This window comes from Pseudonocardia nantongensis (assembly GCF_046546495.1).
Classification (GTDB): domain Bacteria; phylum Actinomycetota; class Actinomycetes; order Mycobacteriales; family Pseudonocardiaceae; genus Pseudonocardia; species Pseudonocardia nantongensis.
This window is the reverse complement of sequence record NZ_JBKGXT010000006.1, coordinates 40,749-59,131: the sequence shown is the minus strand read 5'-3', so window position 1 is coordinate 59,131 and position 18,383 is coordinate 40,749. Positions and strand designations below refer to the sequence as shown.

The following is an 18,383-nucleotide window of genomic DNA, read 5'->3' as shown; positions in this document are numbered from 1 at the left end:
ACCACCGACTCTCCAGGAGTGCTCTCGTGACCCGCATCGTCATCATGGGCGGCGGACCGGCCGGGTACGAGGCCGCGCTCGTCGCAGCGCAGCACGGCAGCGAGGTGACCGTCGTCGAGCACGACGGGATGGGTGGCGCCTGTGTCGTCTACGACTGCGTCCCCTCAAAGACCTTCATCTCCTCGGCCGCGGTCCGGGTCGACCTGCACCGCGCCGAGGACCTCGGCGTGCTGGTCGACCGCGGCAACTCGGCGGTGGACCTGCCCGCGGTGAACGCCCGCGTCAAGTCGCTGGCCCGGGCCCAGTCCGCGGACGTCCGGACCAGCCTGGAGAACGAGGGCGTCCGGATCGTCACCGGGACCGCGCAGTTCGGCGGCCCCGGCGCGGCGCGCGCCACGCACGGCGTCACCGTCACCCGCGACGACGGCTCGGTCGAGGAGCTGGTCGCCGACGTCGTGCTGATCGCGACCGGTGCCACCCCACGGGTGCTGCCCTCGGCCCGCCCGGACGGCGACCGGGTCCTGGACTGGCGCCAGCTCTACGACCTCGCCGAGCTGCCCGAGCACCTGATCGTCGTCGGGTCCGGGGTGACCGGTGCCGAGTTCTGCTCCGCCTACGTCGAGCTGGGCTGCCGGGTCACCCTGGTCTCCAGCCGGGACCGGGTGCTGCCGCACGAGGACGCCGACGCCGCCGCGGTGCTGGAGGAGGTCTTCGCCGAGCGCGGGGTGGAGATCCTGCCGAACGCCCGGGCCGACTCGGTCGTGAACGACGGCGACGGCGTCACAGTGACCCTGTCCGACGGCCGGACCGTGCGGGGCTCGCACGCGCTGATGACCGTCGGGTCGATCCCGAACACCTCGGACCTGGGCCTGGACAAGGTCGGCATCGAGACCGACCGCGGCGGGTTCATCCCGGTGGACAAGGTCTCGCGTACCGCCGAGCCGGGCGTCTACGCCGCCGGTGACTGCACCGGCGTGCTGATGCTGGCGTCGGTGGCGGCGATGCAGGGCCGGATCGCGATGTGGCACGCCCTCGGCGAGGGCGTCGCCCCGATCAAGCTGCGGACCGTGGCGGCGAACGTGTTCACCCGCCCGGAGATCGCGACCGTCGGGATCAGCCAGCGGGCGATCGACTCCGGTGAGGTCCCCGCCCGCACCGTGATGCTGCCGCTGTCGACCAACCCGCGGGCCAAGATGCGCGGGCTGCGCCGTGGCTTCGTGAAGCTGTTCTGCCGCCCGGCCTCCGGCGTGGTGATCGGCGGCGTGGTGGTGGCGCCCGTGGCCAGCGAGCTGATCCTGCCGATGGCGATGGCCGTGCAGAACGGCCTGAATGTCGACGACCTGGCGCACACCTTCTCGGTGTACCCGTCGATGTCCGGGTCGATCACCGAGGCGGGCCGGCAGCTCATGCAGCACTCGGACCTGGACTGAGCTCCAGCAGCCCGGCGAGCAGCGGGCGCAACCGCCGGTCGTCGACCGGGGCGAGGGTGGCCCATCCGGTGTCGCGGCACGCGTCCCGGGTCAGCCGGTAGCGCCCGGCGGCGCTGTCGACGACGGTCACCTGTCCGGACGGCCGGTGCGGGTTGCCCCAGCGGTCGTACCGGACCGCGCACACCTGCGCCCGGTGCGCCGGGCCGTGCAGCATCCCGCGCAGCCGCGCCTCCGGCCCGACGAGCGGGTCCCCGGCGGCGGGCGCCGCAGCGGGCCCCGCTCCGGCCGGGTCGCCGGCCCGGAGCGCACCGCCGGTGCGGCCGGGGGCGAGCACCCGTTCCAGCAGCACGGTCGGGACGACGAGTGCCGGGCCCGGTCCGGGACGGCGGTGCGGCAGCGCGGAGACGGCCGCGTGGGCGGGCGAGCCGGCGGAGGACACCGTGACGGTCCGGTCGGCGTGCACGGCGAGCGCGCCCTCGCCGTCCCGGTCGGCGCCGACGGCGCGCAGCGGGTGCCCGAACCAGCCCCGGACCTCCAGCTGGTGATGCGGGCGGGCGAGCAGGCCGAGCAGCCGGACCAGCCCGGGGTCGGGCCCGGACGGTCCGGCGAGACCGCGGGCGCGCAACCCGTGCAGCCCGTCCGCGGCGATCCGCAACCGCTCGGCGCGGGTCCGGCCGGGGGAGGGCAGCCGCAGCGCGGCCGGGGTGGCGCCCAGCATCAGCCGGTCCCACACCACGTCGAACTCGGCGTCGGTGAGCACGTACCTGATCGGCTCAGCCACGGCCGCGCCACCGCAGGTCGGGCCGCAGCACGGCGTCGTCGCGGTCCGGCCCGGACTCCCCGGGACGCCGATGCTCCTCCGGTGGTGACCCCGCCGGCTCGCTCCGGGCCGGGTCGGTGACGGCGCGCCAGGCCGGACCGTTCGCGCCCGGTACGCAGGGCGCCGTGCCCGGTACGACCGCGGGCCCGGCGGCCGGCACGAGTGGGCCGGCCGCACCGGGCCCGACCGTTCCTTCCGGCCCGGCGGTTGCGGCCTGTACCGGCTGGCCCTGCACCGGCCCGGGCTGCGGTCCGCCCTGCCCCGGCGCCGCGTGCGGGACACCGGCCTGCACCGGCCCTTCCGGCACGGTTCCGCCCTGCGTCGGCGGAGCCGGCCGGGCCGCGTCCGGCGGCACGAGGAGGTGACCGCTCGCGAACGGCTCCGGGGAGGCACCGGGCGCGGTCGTGAAGGCAGGCGGGGCCGAGGTCGCACCGGCCTGCCCGGAGGTGCCGGCGGGGTGGTGTGTCGGGGACTCGCTCACGGGGTGAGCGGGTTCGCCGGGGTGGGGGTCCCCGGTTCTCGCGGCGAGCGGGTCAGGGCCGCTCGGGCCGCGGGTGCCGCTGGTCAGCGCGCCGCCGGACGGAGGCCGGTGCTCCGCGCCGCTGGTCGATGGCTCGCCCGCCCCGGTCCCGTCCCGCCGCCGCCCGCGGCGTTCGGAGTGGGCGCGGGTCCCGCGGGCGGCCAGTACCGCACTCCCGAGCACCAGCCCGCCGACCGTCACAGCGCCGACCGCCACACCACCGATGACCGCGGCGCCACCCAGGCGGCCGGCGCCCGGCCCGGAGCCGTCGCCGACCGGTGCCGCGGGGTTCGTCCCGGCCGTCCCCGGAGCACCCCCGCCCGCTCGGCCGTGGTCCCCGATGGGCGGCGGCTCGGTCACGGCGGCGCGCTCCGCCGGGCCACCGGCCGGGCCGGCCGCTGCGGGGTGCCCGGCCGTCGTGTCCAGGGCGCCGGGTATGGCCGGAGAGCCCACGTCGATCGCGCGGTGCCCGGCGATCCCGGTCGCACCGGTCCCGGTCAGCACAGCCGCGGCGATCCCGCCGGCACCCGGGCTCCCGGCCACCGCGGTGCGGCCGTCCGGTCCGGTGTTACTGGTCCCGGCCGCCCCGGATCCGCCGTCGGCCGACGGTCCGGGGAGCCGCGACCCCGCGTCCGGCCCCCCGGCCGGGCTCGCGTCCGCCGGGTCGGCGGACGTCACCGCGGGCGGGGGAACCCAGCCGGTCCAGGGCTGGCCGGTGGCCCGGCTGTCGTCCTCGTAGCGCTGCATCAGCTCCGCGGCCCGGTCGGCCGCGTTGCCCGCCGCGGCGTCCGCGGCGGCCCAGTCGTCGAGCACCGCGGCGCCGGTGGGCGGCGCCTCCGGCGACCCGTTGCCGGACGCCGCCGGGACCCGGGCGCGTAGCTCCGCGGCCAGCGCGGCCTGCCCGGCGAGCGCGTCCGCGGTGCGGCCGGCGTCCGTCGCGGCCGTCCCGGACCAGGCCGCCAGCCGGTCGAACCCGCCGCGGACGCCGCCGGCCGCCGGACCGGACCAGCCCGCCGGCAGCGACCGGCCCTGCGCGGCCAGCTCGCGTTCCACGTCGGACAGCGCGCCGGCGGCGTCCCGCCAGGCCCGCTCCGCGCCGGCGGAGGCCGCTGCCCCGGGCCCGGCGGCGACCATCGCGGTGATCTCGGCGTGGCTGTGCCCGGCCCAGCGTGGCGCGGTCACCGGGTGGCCCAGGACCGGGCCACCGCGTCCTCGGTGACGGCGTAACCCCGGCCGGACGCGTCGAGGGTGTCCCGGGCCCGGACGAGCTCGGCGTGCAGCGCGCGGAGCTGCTCGATCGCGGCGCCCGGGCCGTCCGCGGCGTGCGCGGCGTAGCGGGCGGCGGCGTCGGCACTCACCGGGTCGCCGAGCCACGGCTCGATGCGACCGGCGTCGGCGTCCAGCCCGCGCAGTGCCGACGCCAGCCGGCCGGCCGCGCGGTCCAGCGCCGCGGCCAGCCCCGCCGGCACCGAGGGGTCCACGCGCAGGTCGGAACGGTCTGCGGGCACGGCGGCCTCCGGAGGGTCAGCGGGTGTGCGACGCCGGGACGCTAGGCCGCCGCGCCCGCGGCCGGGCGCGACGCGGGTCCGGCGTCGCGATCGCGAACCCGGCGCGGAGTGGGCCGGAGCGGGTCGGGAACGACGACACCCCCGCCCGTGCCGGTCGCGATCCGGCGCGGACGGGGGTGTGCATCGCGATGTCTACCCGGCCAGGGCCGGGATCCCGGAACGGCCGGGAACGGTGGCCCGGCACCCGCTGAGCGGGCACCGGGGTGGCTCCCACCGCCGGTCACCGGTGCCCGTCACGTGCGCGGGCACGGTGCCCGCGAACGGCCACCGGCCCGCGAAACGCTGCAGGTACCAGTAGCAGAAGAGGGCATCCGGTCCCTCCGGATCGGTGACGAACAGTGTCCGGTCACCGAGCCCGCGGATCCAGGCGGCGAACGCGTTCGTCGCCAGCCCGGGAGGGCGCACGGCCCGCCGGGTGCAGAGCCAGTCCTCCGCCCGGCGGCGCCAGTTCTCCAGCGCGATCGGGTGCAGGGTGGCCCCGGGCAGTTCCCGGAGGTTGGCGGTGAAGGTGCCGATCGGGACCCCGTCCGCGCCGTACGCGGCCGAGGTCAGGGTGAGCAGGGAGTGCGGGCCCGGGATCGGGCCGTCGGTGTGGATGTGCGTGGTGACATGCACGGCCGAGCCGTACGACGCCGCCACCGGTGCGAGGACGTGCGAGGGGGGCATGACGGATCCTGTGCGTCGGTCGAGCTGGGTGACGGCTCGCGACGCGGCGTGGCCGGCGTGGCGAGCGGATCCGCGGCGCGGTACTCCGCGTGGCGGTAGGACCGGGCCCCGTGGATCGGGCACACGGGTCGGCTCTGTTCAGTTGGGCGGTATGCGGTTGGGCTCTGTTCGGTCGGGCGGTACGTGGTCCGGCGCGGGCGCCGCTGCGGCGTGCGCGTCGCAAGAACGGTAGATCGGCTGGTGACGGCCGGTCAACGTCCCGCGCAACCACCGGGTCCCGCTGTTGATCTCGACGGGGTGCCCGGCGAGATCAGTCCTTGATCTCGCAGATCACGGTGCCCTGGGAGACGGAGGCGCCCTGCTCGGCGTCCAGGCCGGTCACGGTGCCGTCCTTGGTGGCGGTGACCGGGTTCTCCATCTTCATCGCCTCGAGCACGACGATGAGGTCGCCGGCCGAGACGGTGTCGCCGTCGGACACCGCGACCTTGATGATCGTGCCCTGCATCGGCGCGGTGACCGCGTCGCCGGACACCTTCGCACCGCCGCCCTTGCCGGTCCGCTTGCGCGGCGCGGTCTTCGCGCCACCGGCACCGGCGCCGCCCCCGCCGAGGGCGAGGTCGCCGGGCAGCGAGACCTCCAGCCGGCGTCCGCCGACCTCGACGACGACGGTCTGCCGCTCGCCGGTCTCCTCGTCCGCCCCGGCGCCACCCTCGAACGGCGGCACGGTGTTGTCCCACTCGGTCTCGATCCAGCGGGTGTGCACGGTGAAGTCCTCGGGGGTCTCCCCGACGAACGCCGGGTCGGAGACGACCAGCCGGTGGAACTCCAGCACGGTCGCCATGCCGTCGACCTTGAACTCGGCCAGTGCACGGCGGGCGCGTTCCAGGGCCTGCTTCCGGTCGAAGCCGGAGACGATCAGCTTCCCCAGCAGCGAGTCGAACTGGCCGCCGATCACCGATCCGTCCTCGACGCCCGCGTCCAGGCGCACGCCCGGCCCGGAGGGGTACCAGATCCGCTCGACGGTGCCCGGGGCCGGGAGGAAGTTGCGGCCGGCGTCCTCGCCGTTGATCCGGAACTCGATCGCGTGCCCGCGCGGCGCCGGGTCCTCGGTGAACTCCAGCTCCTTGCCCTCGGCGATCCGGAACATCTGGCGGACCAGGTCGATGCCGGTGGTCTCCTCGGAGACCGGGTGCTCGACCTGCAGCCGGGTGTTCACCTCCAGGAAGGTGATCATCCCGTCCTCGCCGACGAGGAACTCGACGGTGCCGGCACCGTAGTAGCCGGCCTCCTTGCAGATGGCCTTGGACGCGTCGTACAGCGTCGTCTTCTGCTCGTCGGACAGGAACGGTGCGGGCGCCTCCTCCACGAGCTTCTGGAACCGGCGCTGCAGCGAGCAGTCCCGGGTCCCGACGACGACGACGTTGCCGTGCTGGTCGGCCAGCACCTGGGTCTCGACGTGCCGGGGCCGGTCCAGGTAGCGCTCGACGAAGCACTCGCCCCGGCCGAACGCCGAGGTCGCCTCGCGGACCGCGGAGTCGTACAGCTCGGCCACCTCGGAGCGCTCGCGGGCGACCTTCATGCCGCGTCCGCCACCCCCGAACGCGGCCTTGATCGCGACCGGCAGCCCGTGCTCGTCGGCGAAGGCGAGCACCTCGTCGGCGTCGGCCACCGGGTCGTTCGTGCCGGGCACCAGCGGTGCGCCGGCCCGGGTGGCGATGTGCCGGGCGGTGACCTTGTCGCCGAGATCGCGGATGGACTGCGGCGACGGGCCGATCCAGGTGATGCCCGCGTCGATCACCGCCTGGGCGAAGTCGGCGTTCTCGGACAGGAAGCCGTAGCCGGGGTGGATGGCGTCCGCGTCGGCCTGCTTCGCGGCGCCGATCACCTTCTCGATGTCGAGGTAGGAGTCGGCGGCGGTGGAGCCGCCCAGCGCGAAGGCCTCGTCCGCGAGCCGGACGAACATCGCGTCCCGGTCCGGATCGGCGTAGACGGCGACGCTCGTGAGCCCCGCGTCCTTCGCTGCTCGGATCACGCGGACGGCGATCTCGCCCCGGTTGGCGACGAGCACTTTGCGCAGTGCGGGCACGGTCGAACTCCTCCGGTCGAGGGCGCCGGCCCGGTGCTCCGGCGCAGGGTTACCGCGGAGTGTATGAGCCGAACCGCCGGAAGTAGCCGGTGGGGAATGTGGTGATGGCAACGTCATCACCCGGCCGGACCCCCGCTGACCGGTGCTGAAGGGTCCGGCGGTGAGAACGGACACGTCCGTCGGACGGCGGCCCGACCCCACCGAGCGTGGCGAACCTCTGCGCGGCGAGCTCCCCGGCGAACGCGGGCTCGGCGGCGAGCATCGCGCCGATGCCGAACGCGCCCACGCTCAGCGCCGCGGCGCCCGAGCCGACCGTCGCCCAGTCCGGCCGCTGCTCCGGCGACAGCGCGCCGTGCTGCGCGCGAACCGTCGCCAGCGCGGCCTCCCCGGCCGCGGTCCGGTGCGGCGCCCGGGTGACCAGCACGAGCGTCGCCACCGAGACGGCGAGCACCAGCACGAACAGGGAGCCGACCGGGCGCCCCGTCGTGCCGAGGACGACCAGCCGGACGACGCCGAGCAGCGCGACCGCGCCCGGCAGCCAGGCCGCCGCGTGGTGCCGACGGCGGTCGGCCTCGGACAGCAGCAGTCCCTCGGACTCCAGGCGCTGCGCGATCCGCTGCAGCTCGACGTGCACGGGGTCGTGCGTGCGCAGCATCCGTCCCGGCGTCAAGCGGCGCGCCGCGAGGTGGATCGCCCGCTGCAGCGCCGTCGCCGACCGCCCGGGGTGCCCGCCCGCACGCACCTGGCCGGTGGTGCGTGCGGAGGTGACGACCGAGCCGTCGACGTGCATCGCCGACAGCGCCGCGTAGACCGCCAGGTCCGGGCCGCCGTTGAGGTGGGCGACGTCCTCCGGCCGGCTGTCGAGGCCGCGCGCGCCGTGCCGGTCCCCGGCCGCGATCCGGCTCCGCAGGCCGACGGCCAGCAACACCCCGGCCGCCCCAAGGAACAGGTAGATCCCGAGGAACGCCGGGTCGGGCACCCCCCAGATGTCTCCGGTGAGACTCCTGCCCATCACCACCACCCCCTGCGGCACGGGATCGCCGTGCCGGCGGATTCACCCTGTCGTGGGAGGCAGTGTGCGCCCGGTCACCCGGGCGGGTCTGTCATTTCACACAGACTTGAGGTTCTCCCGCACGGACGGCCGCCGACCCCGGGCTGCGGTCGGCGGCCGGGCCCGCGGCGGGCGGTGCTCAGGCCGTCGCGGCCCGCACCTGGTTCTTGATCCGGGCCAGCATCGCGGAGATCCCGCGCAGCCGCAGCGGGCTCACCGCCTCGGCCAGGCCCAGATCGGTGTAGAAGTCGTCCGGCACCGCGAGCACGGTCTCGGCGGGCTCGCCGTCCAGGCCGGTGTACATGATCGAGGCGAACCCGCGGGTGGTCGGTGCCTCCCTGGGCGCCGAGAAGAACAGGTGCACCGGTCGCTCCTCGTCCGGTCCGACCTCGACCTTCAGGAACAGCGGCGACTGGCACTCGTGCACCTGTTCCATCGAGTCCGCCGCGTCGGCGTAGCGCTCTGGCAGGTCCGGGAGCTCCTGGGACAGCTCCAGCAGCAGCTGCAGCCGGTCCTTCGGGCCGACCGCGGAGAAGTCGTCCACCAGCTCCGCCAGGTCCGGCGGCAGCGTGCCCGGGTTGGTACTCATACCGCTCCGCGCTCCTCTCCCTGCACGATCGGCACCCGCACGGCGTTGCCCCACTCGGTCCAGCTGCCGTCGTAGTTGCGGACCCGCTCGAAGCCGAGCAGGTAGGTCAGCACGAACCAGGTGTGGCTGGAGCGCTCACCGATCCGGCAGTAGGCGACGACGTCGTCCGAGGGAGAAAGGCCCTGTTCCTGCTGGTAGATGGCCTCCAGCTCGGCGCGGCTCTTGAACGAACCGTCCTCGGCTGCGGCGCGGGCCCACGGGACGCTCGCCGCGCCCGGGATGTGCCCGCCGCGGACCGCGCCCTCCTGCGGGTAGTCCGGCATGTGCAGCTTCTCGCCGGTGTACTCCTGCGGTGAGCGGACGTCGACCAGCGGCTTGCCGAGATGGGCGAGGACGTCGTCCTTGAACGCCCGGATCCGCGCGTCGTCCCGCTCGACGACGGGGTAGTCGGCCCGCTCCGGGGTGGGCGCGTCTGTGGTGGTCTCGCGGCCCTCGTCGATCCACTTGGTGCGGCCGCCGTCGAGCAGCCGGACGTCGGCGTGCCCGAACAGCTGGAACACCCACAGCGCGTAGGCGGCCCACCAGTTGTTCTTGTCGCCGTAGACGACGATCGTGGTGTCCCGGCCGATGCCGCGCTCGGACATGATCTCGGCGAAGCGCCGGCCGTCGACGTAGTCGCGGGTGATCGGATCGTTGAGCTCGGTGTGCCAGTCCACCTTGACCGCGCCCGGGATGTGCCCGGTCTCGTAGAGCAGGACGTCCTCGTCGGACTCGACGACGACCAGACCGGGATCCTTCAGGTGGTCGGCGAGCCAGGCCGTGGTGACCAGGCGCTCGGGGTGGGCGTACTCGGCGAGCTTCGGGTCGGGGTCGTTCGCGACAGCCATACGGGCGAGGGTAGTCGCGGCCCGCGGTGGTCGCTCGGATCGGGAGGCCCGCGACGGCGGGCGGGGCTCCCCTATCGTCGTGGCGGCGGTGTCAGCTGCGGGTCCACAGGTCGACGACGCTCACCCCGAGGTCGCCGAGCAGCCGGCGGACCAGCGGGAGGCTGATCCCGATCACGTTGGACGGGTCCCCGTCGATGCCCTCGACGAACCATCCGCCGAACCCGTCGAGGGTGAACGCGCCCGCGACGCGCAGTGGCTCACCGGTGCCGAGGTAGGCGTCGAGCTCGGCACCGGTCGGCTCGGCGAACCGGACGCCGGTGCCGGCGTGGCCCTCCGTCTCCTGCACGACCGCGCCCCCGGAGAGCAGCAGCACGGCGTGCCCGGTCAGCAGCTCCCCGGTCCGGCCGGCCATCGACTTCCAGCGGCGTCGGGCCGTGTCGGCGTCACCCGGTTTGCCGACCAGCTCGCCGTCGACCAGCAGCATCGAGTCGCAGCCGATCACCACCGCGTCCGGGTGGTCGCCGGCGACCCGTCCGGCGACGGCGGCGGCCTTGGCCGCGGCCAGCAGCGTCACCTTGCGCGCGGGGTCGGCGTCCGGGTGTGCGGCGAGCAGGGCGTCCTCGTCGACGTCGGAGACCTCGACGACCGGGTCGGTCCCGGCGGCGCGGAGGACACCGAGCCGGGCGGGGGAGGCGGAGGCGAGAACCAGGCGCACGGGTCGGACGCTACCGGGAGCATGTCGACCTTCCGACGCACCCGGGCTGCAGTTCGACCACCCTCCTCAGCGCGGCAGGCCGGAGGCGCGCCAGGCGCCGGGGCCGGCCATCAGCGGCGCGCGGAGCTGGGCCGCGGGGTGCGACCACAGGTCCGGTGTGGCCGGGGCGGGCTCGTCCTCGCCCCCGGCCGAGGTCGCGGCGGCGAGCACCGCGGTCAGCGCGGCCGTCTCGTGGTCCTCGGGCGCTCCCCGCACGACCCGGAACAGCGTGCGGCGCTCCAGCGGGCTGCGCCCTCCGACCGCATCGTCGTCGCTGCGCGACGGCTCATCGTCCGTTCCGACCAATCCAGGCTCCTTCGTCGCGGAATCGTCGCCGCTTCGCGGCGGCTCGGACTCCGTTCCGGCGAATCCAAGCTCCTCCGTCGCGGATTCGCCGGTCACAGCGGGATGTTCCCGTGCTTGCGGGTCGGGCCCTGCTCCCGCTTGGTGGACAGCGTCCGCAGCGCCCGGCCGACGTAGCCGCGGGTGTGCGACGGCGGCACGACCGCGTCGATGTAACCCCGGTCGGCGGCGATGTAGGGGTTGCAGAGGGTGTCCTCGTACTCCTGCTGCAGCTCGGCGCGCTTGGCGGCGAGCTCGTCGCCCTCCAGGCCCTTGAGCTCCTTGCGGTAGAGGATCGACACCGCGCCCTGCGCCCCGGTGACCGCGATCTGCGCGGTCGGCCAGGCGATGTTCACGTCCGCGCCCAGGTGCTTGGAGCCCATCACGTCGTAGGCGCCGCCGTAGGCCTTGCGGGTGATCACGGTGACCTTCGGGACGGTCGCCTCGGCGTAGGCGTAGATCAGCTTGGCGCCGCGCCGGATGATGCCGTTCCACTCCTGGTCGGTGCCGGGCAGGAAGCCCGGGACGTCGACGAAGGTCAGCACCGGGATGTTGAACGCGTCGCAGGTCCGCACGAACCGGGCGGCCTTCTCCGAGGCGTCGATGTCCAGGCAGCCGGCGAACTGGGTCGGCTGGTTCGCCACGATCCCGACGCTGCCACCCTCGACCCGGGCGTAGCCGGTGACGATGTTCGGCGCCCACAGCTCCTGGACCTCGAGGAAGTCCTCGTCGTCGACCACCCGGTTGATCACCTCGCGGATGTCGTACGGGGTGTTCGGCGAGTCCGGGATGATCGTGTCCAGCTCGCGGTCGGTGTCGGTGATCCCGTCGGTGATCGAGCCGGCGACCGGTTCCGAGGCCGGGAAGGACGGCGGCTCGGACAGGTTGTTCGACGGCAGGAAGCTCAGCAGCTGCTTGACGTAGTCCAGCGCGTCGGACTCGTCACCGGCCAGGTAGTGCGCGACACCGGAGCGGGAGTTGTGCGCCCGGCCACCGCCGAGCTCCTCCATGTCCACGTCCTCGCCGGTGACGGTCTTGATCACGTCCGGGCCGGTGATGAACATGTGGCTGGTCTCGTCGACCATCACGGTGAAGTCGGTGATCGCCGGGGAGTACACCGCGCCACCCGCGCACGGGCCCATGATCAGCGAGATCTGCGGGACCACGCCGGAGCTCTGCACGTTGCGCAGGAAGATCTCGCCGTAGAGACCGAGGGCGACCACGCCCTCCTGGATCCGGGCCCCGCCGCCGTCGTTGATGCCGATCATCGGGCAGCCGATCTTGGCTGCCACGTCCATCGCCTTGACGATCTTCTCGCCGTAGACCTCGCCGAGGGCGCCGCCGAAGACGGTGGCGTCCTGGGAGAACACCGCGACCGGGCGGCCGTCGATGGTGCCGGTGCCGGTCACCACGCCGTCGCCGAACGGGCGCTTGTCCTGCATCCCGAAGTTGGTCGACCGGTGCCGGGTCAGCGCGTCCAGCTCCACGAACGAGCCCGGGTCGAGCAGCTGGTCGATCCGCTCGCGGGCGGTCTGCCGCCCCCTGGCGTGCTGCCGCTCGATCGCGGCCTCGGATCCGGCGTGGATCGCGTCGTCGAATCGCTGGTACAGGTCGGCGAGCTTGCCCGCGGTGGTGTGGATGTCGGGATCGGCTCCACCGTCATCCGGGGTCGCCATCGGCTCCGTTGCGGCGCTCATGGAGCGGGAGCCTAACCCGCCGGCGGCCCCGGGTCGGGGGTGATGTCCGCCGCAGCCGATCGGGGGCGGCCCCCCGACCGGGGTCCGCCGGAGTCGTTATCGATCCGTCGCCGACCGTGGGCACCGCCCCGTCCGGCTCCGGTTACGGTGCGCGGTGATGAGCTCCGGTACCGATCCCGCCGCGCCGTTGGACGCCTATGCATTGCGCAACGCCGTCCTCCGTCCGACCGGTGGCTGGACCGCCCTGGACCTCGTGCCGTCGACCGGATCGACGAACGCCGACCTGCTGGCCGAGGCCGGTCGCGGTGCCCCGGACCGGAGCGTGCTGGTCGCCGAGGAGCAGGTGCGCGGCCGGGGCCGGCTGGACCGGACCTGGACCTCGCGCCGGGGGGCGGCGCTGACGATGTCGGTGCTGTGGCGCCCCGAGGGCGTGCCCGCCGACCGGCTCGGCTGGCTGCCGATGCTGGCCGGGGTGGCGCTGGTCGACGCGATCGCCGAGCTGGCCGCGGAGCTGCCGGTCGCGCTGAAGTGGCCGAACGACCTGCTGGCCGGGTCCGCCCGTGGCAAGGCCGCGGGGATCCTCGCCGAGATGACCGCGGTGTCCGGCGGTGGCCCGGGCGTGGTGCTGGGCATCGGGCTGAACGTGTCGACGCCGGCCACCGAGCTGCCGTGGGGCGCGACCACCCTGGCCGCGCACGGGTTGACCGCGTCCCGCGCGGACGTGGCGGTGGCCCTGCTCGCGCACCTGTACCGGCGGGAGGCGCAGTGGCGGGACGCCGGCGGCGACGCCGACGCCTGCGGCCTGCGGTCGGACTACCGGTCCCGCTGCGCGAGCCTGGGTTCGCGGGTCCGGGTGGAGCGCCCGGGCCGGGACCAGCTCGTCGGGACGGCGGAGGACGTCGATCCGCAGGGCCGGCTGCTGGTGCACCCGGACGGCGGGGAGCGCGTCGCGGTCGCGGCCGGGGACGTGGTGCACCTGCGACCGGCCGAGCACCCGGACCACCCCGGGTAGCGCGCCGCAGCCAGTTCACCCGGGCCACCGGCCCGGACGCCGCGCGTCGGCTCCGTCCGGCGCCCCGGTCGTCCTACCGTGGTGGCGTGGCCTTCCCCGACGACCGGCTCGACGACGGCGAGCGGGTCGCGCTGCACAGCCGGCCGCACTGGTGGCTGTGCCTGCGCCCGGCGGGGGCGCTGCTGCTGGTGGCGGCCGCGACCGGGTTCGCCGCCGCGGTCCTGCGGCTGCAGACCTGGGCCCCGTACGCCTGGGCGCTGCTCGGCGCACTGGGGCTCGTGGCCGCGGCCCGCTGGTCGGTCCTGCCGATCGCCCGCTGGCGGTGCACCCACCTGGTCGTCACGAGCACCCGGCTGCTGGCCCGGGACGGGATCGCCGCCACCCGGGCGGTGGAGATCCCGGTCGACCGGGTGGACGCCGTCCGGGTGACCGCGCGGCCGGTGGAGCGCCTGCTCGGTGCGGGCACCCTGCTGGTGGACGCCGTGGGTGAGCGCTACGCGTTCACCGACGTCCCGGCGGTGGAACGGGTGCAGGCCCGGCTGCACCGGGAGGTCGGCCGGTCCGTCGAGCGGGCCCGCTCGACGCACCTGGAGCGGCTGCGCGGCACCGGGCGGTCGCTCGCCGAGCGTGCGATCCGCGACCGGGCGGCCGGGGAGCCGGCGACCCGGGACAGAATGGCCGGATGGGGCACGGCGCGGGCCGTGCCGGAGAGGACGGCATCGTGAGCGCCCTGGCTGGAACCGCCCTCCCGACGACGGTCCGGGACCCGGGGCTGCCGGAGCGGGTCGAGATCTACGAGGTCGGCCCGCGGGACGGCCTGCAGAACGAGTCCGCGGTGGTCCCGGTCGCGGTGAAGGCGGAGTTCCTGGACCGGCTCGCCGGCGCCGGGCTGCGCACGCTCGAGGCGACCAGCTTCGTGCACCCGAAGTGGGTGCCCCAGCTCGCCGACGCCGCCGAGCTGCTGGCCACGATGACCCGCCGGGACGGCCTGGACTACCCGGTGCTGACCCCGAACGAGCGTGGCCTGGACCGGGCCGTGGAGGCGGGCTGCGACCACGTCGCGGTGTTCGCCTCGGCCACCGAGACCTTCGCCCGACGCAACCTCAACCGCTCGCTGGACGAGCAGTTCGCGATGTTCGAACCCACCGTCACCCGGGCCGTCCGGGCCGGGCTGCGGGTCCGGGCGTACGTGTCGATGGTCTTCGGCGACCCGTGGGAGGGCGGCGTCGACCCGGGCCAGGCGGCGGGCGTCGGGGCGCGGCTGATGGAGATGGGCTGCGACCAGCTCTCGCTGGGCGACACGATCGGCGTCGCCACACCGGCGCACGTCGGGGCGGTGCTGGACGCCTGCGCGGCCCGCGGCGTCGGCGTCGGACGGGTCGCGGTGCACTTCCACGACACCTACGGGCAGGCCCTGGCCAACACCCTCGCCGCCCTGCACCGCGGGGTGACGACGGTGGACGCCAGCGCCGGCGGCCTCGGCGGCTGCCCCTACGCCGGGTCGGCCACCGGGAACCTGGCCACCGAGGACCTGGTCTGGATGCTCGACGGCCTCGGCGTCCGGCACGGCGTCGACCTGCCGAAGCTGGTCGACACCAGCGTGTGGATGGCCGGGCACCTACGTCGGCCGTCGCCGTCCCGGGTGGTCACGGCGCTGGCGTCCTGAGCCCGAACATCCCGGTGAACCGGGACCGGTAGACGACCGCGTCGTCGCGCTCGCGGGTCATCTCCCCGCGCAACGTGATCAGCCCCATCTCCGGGCGGCTGCGGGACACCCGCGCGTCGAGGACCCGCATCGTCGCCCGCAGCTCGTCCCCGGCGAGCACCGGAGCGGGCCAGGCGATCTCGTCGCCGCCGGGGGAGCCCAGCGCCGTGGACCGGCAGAGCAGCCCGTCCACGTAGGCGCGCATCCACAGCCCGGCGGTGAACCAGCCGGACGCCGCCAGGTCCCCGAACACCGACGCCTTCCCGGCCGCGGGGTCGACGTGGAAGGGCTGCGGGTCGAACCGGCGGGCGAAGGCGACCATCTCGTCGCCGTCCACCACGGTCGTCCCCAGGTCGACGACGGTGCCCGCGGGCAGGTCCTCGAACGCGATCTCAGCCACGCAGCACCGCCAGCACCGGGTCGTGCAGCGCCCCGTTGCTCACCAGGCCGTGGCCGCCGGAGAACGTGGGCTCCCCGGCCAGGTCGGTGAGCCGCCCGCCCGCCTCCGCGACGAGCGCGGCCGGCGCCGCGAGGTCCCACGGGTTCGCGGCGGGCTCCACCGCGACGTCCAGCACCCCCTCGGCGACCAGGCAGTGCTGCCAGAAGTCGCCGAACGCGCGAGTCTCCCAGCACGCCTCGGTGAGCGCGACCCAGCCGTCCCGGGACACCGGCCCCGGCTCCGCGCGGAACGTGTCCTGGTTCGTGGTGGAGACGTAGGCGTCCGCGACGCTGGCCACCCCGGACACCCGGATCCGGTGCGGTGTCCCGGACGGGAGGTCCCGGGCCCACGCCCCGGCCCCGGCCCCGGCCCACCAGCGCCGGTGCAGCGCGGGTGCGCTGACCACACCGACCACCGGGACGCCGTCGACGACCAGCGCGATCAGCGTGGCCCAGGCCGGCATCCCGCGGGAGAAGTTCTTGGTGCCGTCGATCGGGTCGATCACCCAGTCCCGACCGGCGCCAACTCCTGCGGTCTCGCCGCGCTCCTCACCGAGGATCGCGTCGCGCGGGCGCTCGTGCCCGAGCCCCGCGCGGATCGCGTCCTCGGCCGCGGTGTCCGCGTCGGTGACCGGGGTGCGGTCCGGTTTGCGGCTCACCCGCAGGTCGGCGGCCCGGAACCGGGGTAGCGTGATCGCGTCGGCGATGTCGGCCAGCCGCAGCGCGAGATCGAGATCGCTCGGGTCGGCTGGCGGTGGGTTCGCGGGGCGCGCGGCCGGCTCGGGACTCACTCCGGCGAGGATGCCAGCCCGGTACCGCGGCCGTCGGCGGGGGCCGGGCGCCTATGCTCGGCGGGATGACCACCGTGGTTCTGGCCGAGGACGACACGGCCATCGCCGAACCGCTCTCCCGCGCCCTGCAGCGGGAGGGCTACGACGTCGACGTCGTCGTCGACGGGGTGGCCGCGCTGGAACACGTCGCCCGGGACACGGTGGACCTGCTGGTGCTCGATCTCGGCCTGCCCGGGATGGACGGCCTGGAGGTGTGCCGCCGGATCCGGGCCGAGCAGGTCGACCTGCCGGTCCTGATGCTGACGGCGCGCACCGACGAGGTCGACTTCGTGGTGGGGCTCGACGCCGGCGCCGACGACTACGTGTCCAAGCCGTTCCGGCTGGCCGAGCTGCTGGCCCGGGTCCGGGCGCTGCTGCGCCGCCGCACCCAGGACGTCGTCGAGGTCGGGGGTCTGCGGATGGAGCTCTCCGGGCGCCGGGTGCTGCTCGACGGCGAGGAGGTCACCCTGGCGAACAAGGAGTTCGAGCTGCTGCGGGTGCTCATGAGCCGCGCCGGGCAGGTGGTGACCCGCGAGGAGATCCTGCACGCGGTCTGGGGCGACGCGGACATGAAGTCGTCGAAGACCCTGGACATGCACATGTCCTGGCTGCGGCGCAAGATCGGCGGCGAGAAGCGGATCGCCACCGTGCGCGGGGTGGGGTTCCGCTACAACCACGACTGAGACAACCACGACCGAGCACGCGGGGGGCACATGCGCCGCCGGATCCTGGTCTCCACCCTGCTCACCGTCGCGGTGACGGCGTTGTTCCTGGGGGGACCGCTCGCGCTGGCCACCTGGCAGCTGGTCGAGGACTTCACCCGCGCCGAGCTGACCCAGCGCCTGGAGCAGCTCACCGGGCGGCTGGAGGACGCCGGGGACCGGCCGCTGGACCCCCGGGTGATCGAGCTGGCGATCCCGGCGAACAGCCGCCTGACGATCGAGACACCGGCCCGGCCACCGCAGTCGTTCGGGGTCGCCGGGGTGGCCGACCCGGTGCAGGAGTCGCTGCCGTTCGGGCCCCGCGGCACGATCACGCTGGCCCAGCCCCGCGAGGTCATGCGGGCCCAGCAGACCCAGGTCGTCGGCGTCGTCGTGCTACTGGTCGGGTTCTCGGTGACGGTCGGGACCGCGGTCGCGATCTACACCGCACGCCGCCTCTCCGACCCGCTGCGCGACCTCGCCGCCCGCGCCGCGCGGCTCGGCGCCGGCGACTTCCGCCGCGCCCCGGCCCGCTACGACATCGCCGAGCTGGACCGGGTGTCCGAGGTGCTGGACTCGTCGGCGTCGGCGCTGTCCCAGCTGCTGCAGCGGGAGCGCTCGCTGGTCGGCGACGTCTCGCACCAGCTGCGCAGCCGGATCACCGCGCTGCAGCTGCGGCTCGACGAGCTGTCCACCCACCCGGACCCGGAAGCCCGCCGGGAGGCGCTGGCCGCGCTGGAGCAGACCGAGCGGCTCACCGGCGTCCTCGACGACCTGCTGGAGTCCGCACGGGCCGCCCGCGCGGCCGGTGCCGAGCCGGTCGAGCTGGCCGAGGCGATCACCGAGGCGGCCGAGGAGTGGCGGGAGCCGCTACACGCGGCCGGGCGGTCGCTGCGGCTGCGGGTACCGGCCGGGATGCTGGCCCGGATCACCGGTGCGCGGCTGCGCGAGGCGATCGGCGCGCTGGTGGACAACGCCCTGCAGCACGGCGACGGCACGGTCACCGTCACCGCCCGCAAGGGGGACAACGCCCTGCTGGTGGAGGTCTCCGACAACGGTCCGGGCGTACCGGAGGAGCTGGTGCCGCACGTGTTCGACCGGGGCGTGTCGGCGCAGTCCTCGACCGGGCTCGGGCTGGCCCTGGCCCGGACACTGATCGAGGCGGACGGCGGCCGGCTGGAGCTGTACCGGGCCCGCCCGCCGGTGTTCCGGCTCTACCTGCCCACGGCCCGCACCGACGACGTCGCGAGCAGCGCGCCACCGGCCGCGGCGTCCGGGCCGCGGTAG

The 18,383-nt window shown here is 75.1% G+C and carries 19 protein-coding genes; 6 read left to right on the top strand and 13 right to left on the bottom strand.

Annotation, left to right across the window (positions count from 1 at the left end; all coding sequences use genetic code 11):
* The first annotated feature begins 26 nt into the window (after positions 1-26).
* Positions 27-1,430: an NAD(P)H-quinone dehydrogenase gene (locus tag ACLFMI_RS08270; protein WP_410947162.1), complete on the top strand. Its 1,404-nt coding sequence runs from the start codon at positions 27-29 to the stop codon at positions 1,428-1,430.
* On the opposite strand, the gene ACLFMI_RS08265 is transcribed toward ACLFMI_RS08270, so the two are convergent.
* The 11 genes from ACLFMI_RS08265 to ACLFMI_RS08215 form a co-directional block, all read right to left on the bottom strand.
* A complete protein-coding gene (locus ACLFMI_RS08265; RefSeq protein WP_410947161.1) occupies positions 1,405-2,211 on the bottom strand; it encodes an ESX secretion-associated protein EspG in 807 nt (268 codons plus the stop codon). The two genes, ACLFMI_RS08270 and ACLFMI_RS08265, sit on opposite strands and share 26 nt — an antisense overlap.
* On the bottom strand, positions 2,204-3,952 hold the full coding sequence (locus ACLFMI_RS08260) for a hypothetical protein (protein ID WP_410947160.1): 1,749 nt from the start codon (positions 3,950-3,952) through the stop codon (positions 2,204-2,206). The genes ACLFMI_RS08265 and ACLFMI_RS08260 overlap by 8 nt, the downstream gene beginning before the upstream one ends.
* Positions 3,949-4,278, bottom strand: a complete 330-nt coding sequence (locus ACLFMI_RS08255) for a PE domain-containing protein (protein WP_410947159.1) — start codon at positions 4,276-4,278, stop codon at positions 3,949-3,951. Before ACLFMI_RS08255 ends, ACLFMI_RS08260 begins: the two co-directional genes overlap by 4 nt.
* Positions 4,279-4,470: 192 nt before the next feature.
* Positions 4,471-5,004, bottom strand: coding sequence for a hypothetical protein (locus tag ACLFMI_RS08250; protein WP_410947158.1), 534 nt, complete (start codon positions 5,002-5,004; stop codon positions 4,471-4,473).
* A gap of 310 nt (positions 5,005-5,314) precedes the next feature.
* Complete coding sequence (locus tag ACLFMI_RS08245) at positions 5,315-7,090, bottom strand: acetyl/propionyl/methylcrotonyl-CoA carboxylase subunit alpha (RefSeq protein ID WP_410947157.1); 1,776 nt, start codon at positions 7,088-7,090, stop codon at positions 5,315-5,317.
* Between the two features lie 49 nt (positions 7,091-7,139).
* The gene (locus ACLFMI_RS08240) at positions 7,140-8,102 is read right to left on the bottom strand and encodes a TIGR04222 domain-containing membrane protein (RefSeq protein ID WP_410947156.1); all 963 of its coding nucleotides are present in this window, start codon (positions 8,100-8,102) and stop codon (positions 7,140-7,142) included.
* 178 nt (positions 8,103-8,280) lie between these two features.
* Positions 8,281-8,730, bottom strand: a complete 450-nt coding sequence (locus tag ACLFMI_RS08235; RefSeq protein ID WP_410947155.1) for a SufE family protein — start codon at positions 8,728-8,730, stop codon at positions 8,281-8,283.
* The gene (locus ACLFMI_RS08230) at positions 8,727-9,617 is read right to left on the bottom strand and encodes a sulfurtransferase (protein WP_410947154.1); all 891 of its coding nucleotides are present in this window, start codon (positions 9,615-9,617) and stop codon (positions 8,727-8,729) included. The genes ACLFMI_RS08235 and ACLFMI_RS08230 overlap by 4 nt, the downstream gene beginning before the upstream one ends.
* Before the next feature lie 91 nt (positions 9,618-9,708).
* The gene (locus tag ACLFMI_RS08225; RefSeq protein ID WP_410947153.1) at positions 9,709-10,332 is read right to left on the bottom strand and encodes a Maf family protein; all 624 of its coding nucleotides are present in this window, start codon (positions 10,330-10,332) and stop codon (positions 9,709-9,711) included.
* A gap of 66 nt (positions 10,333-10,398) precedes the next feature.
* Entirely contained in the window at positions 10,399-10,677 is a 279-nt protein-coding gene (locus ACLFMI_RS08220) for an acyl-CoA carboxylase subunit epsilon (protein WP_410947152.1), read from the bottom strand.
* 92 nt (positions 10,678-10,769) lie between these two features.
* Entirely contained in the window at positions 10,770-12,410 is a 1,641-nt protein-coding gene (locus tag ACLFMI_RS08215) for an acyl-CoA carboxylase subunit beta (RefSeq protein ID WP_410947151.1), read from the bottom strand.
* Positions 12,411-12,567: 157 nt separating this feature from the next.
* On the opposite strand from ACLFMI_RS08215, the gene ACLFMI_RS08210 reads away from it, so the two are divergent.
* The 3 genes from ACLFMI_RS08210 to ACLFMI_RS08200 all read left to right on the top strand — a co-directional run bounded on the left by ACLFMI_RS08210 (position 12,568) and on the right by ACLFMI_RS08200 (position 15,088).
* On the top strand, positions 12,568-13,422 hold the full coding sequence (locus ACLFMI_RS08210) for a biotin--[acetyl-CoA-carboxylase] ligase (RefSeq protein WP_410947150.1): 855 nt from the start codon (positions 12,568-12,570) through the stop codon (positions 13,420-13,422).
* A gap of 86 nt (positions 13,423-13,508) precedes the next feature.
* A complete protein-coding gene (locus tag ACLFMI_RS08205; RefSeq protein ID WP_410947149.1) occupies positions 13,509-14,147 on the top strand; it encodes a PH domain-containing protein in 639 nt (212 codons plus the stop codon).
* Entirely contained in the window at positions 14,144-15,088 is a 945-nt protein-coding gene (locus ACLFMI_RS08200; RefSeq protein ID WP_410947148.1) for a hydroxymethylglutaryl-CoA lyase, read from the top strand. Before ACLFMI_RS08205 ends, ACLFMI_RS08200 begins: the two co-directional genes overlap by 4 nt.
* Here the strand turns inward: ACLFMI_RS08200 and ACLFMI_RS08195 are convergent.
* Positions 15,069-15,527, bottom strand: a complete 459-nt coding sequence (locus ACLFMI_RS08195) for a MaoC family dehydratase (RefSeq protein ID WP_410947147.1) — start codon at positions 15,525-15,527, stop codon at positions 15,069-15,071. The genes ACLFMI_RS08200 and ACLFMI_RS08195 overlap by 20 nt on opposite strands.
* Positions 15,520-16,356 (bottom strand): inositol monophosphatase family protein, encoded by an 837-nt coding sequence (locus ACLFMI_RS08190; protein WP_410947146.1) that lies wholly within the window; start codon positions 16,354-16,356, stop codon positions 15,520-15,522. Before ACLFMI_RS08190 ends, ACLFMI_RS08195 begins: the two co-directional genes overlap by 8 nt.
* A 65-nt stretch (positions 16,357-16,421) precedes the next feature.
* Between ACLFMI_RS08190 and ACLFMI_RS08185 the strand changes: the two genes are divergently transcribed.
* Both ACLFMI_RS08185 and ACLFMI_RS08180 read left to right on the top strand, forming a co-directional pair.
* Positions 16,422-17,078: a response regulator transcription factor gene (locus ACLFMI_RS08185; protein WP_410947145.1), complete on the top strand. Its 657-nt coding sequence runs from the start codon at positions 16,422-16,424 to the stop codon at positions 17,076-17,078.
* Positions 17,079-17,108: 30 nt separating this feature from the next.
* Positions 17,109-18,383 carry an ATP-binding protein gene (locus ACLFMI_RS08180; RefSeq protein WP_410947144.1) on the top strand — a complete coding sequence of 425 codons (1,275 nt, stop codon included), beginning with the start codon at positions 17,109-17,111 and terminating at the stop codon, positions 18,381-18,383.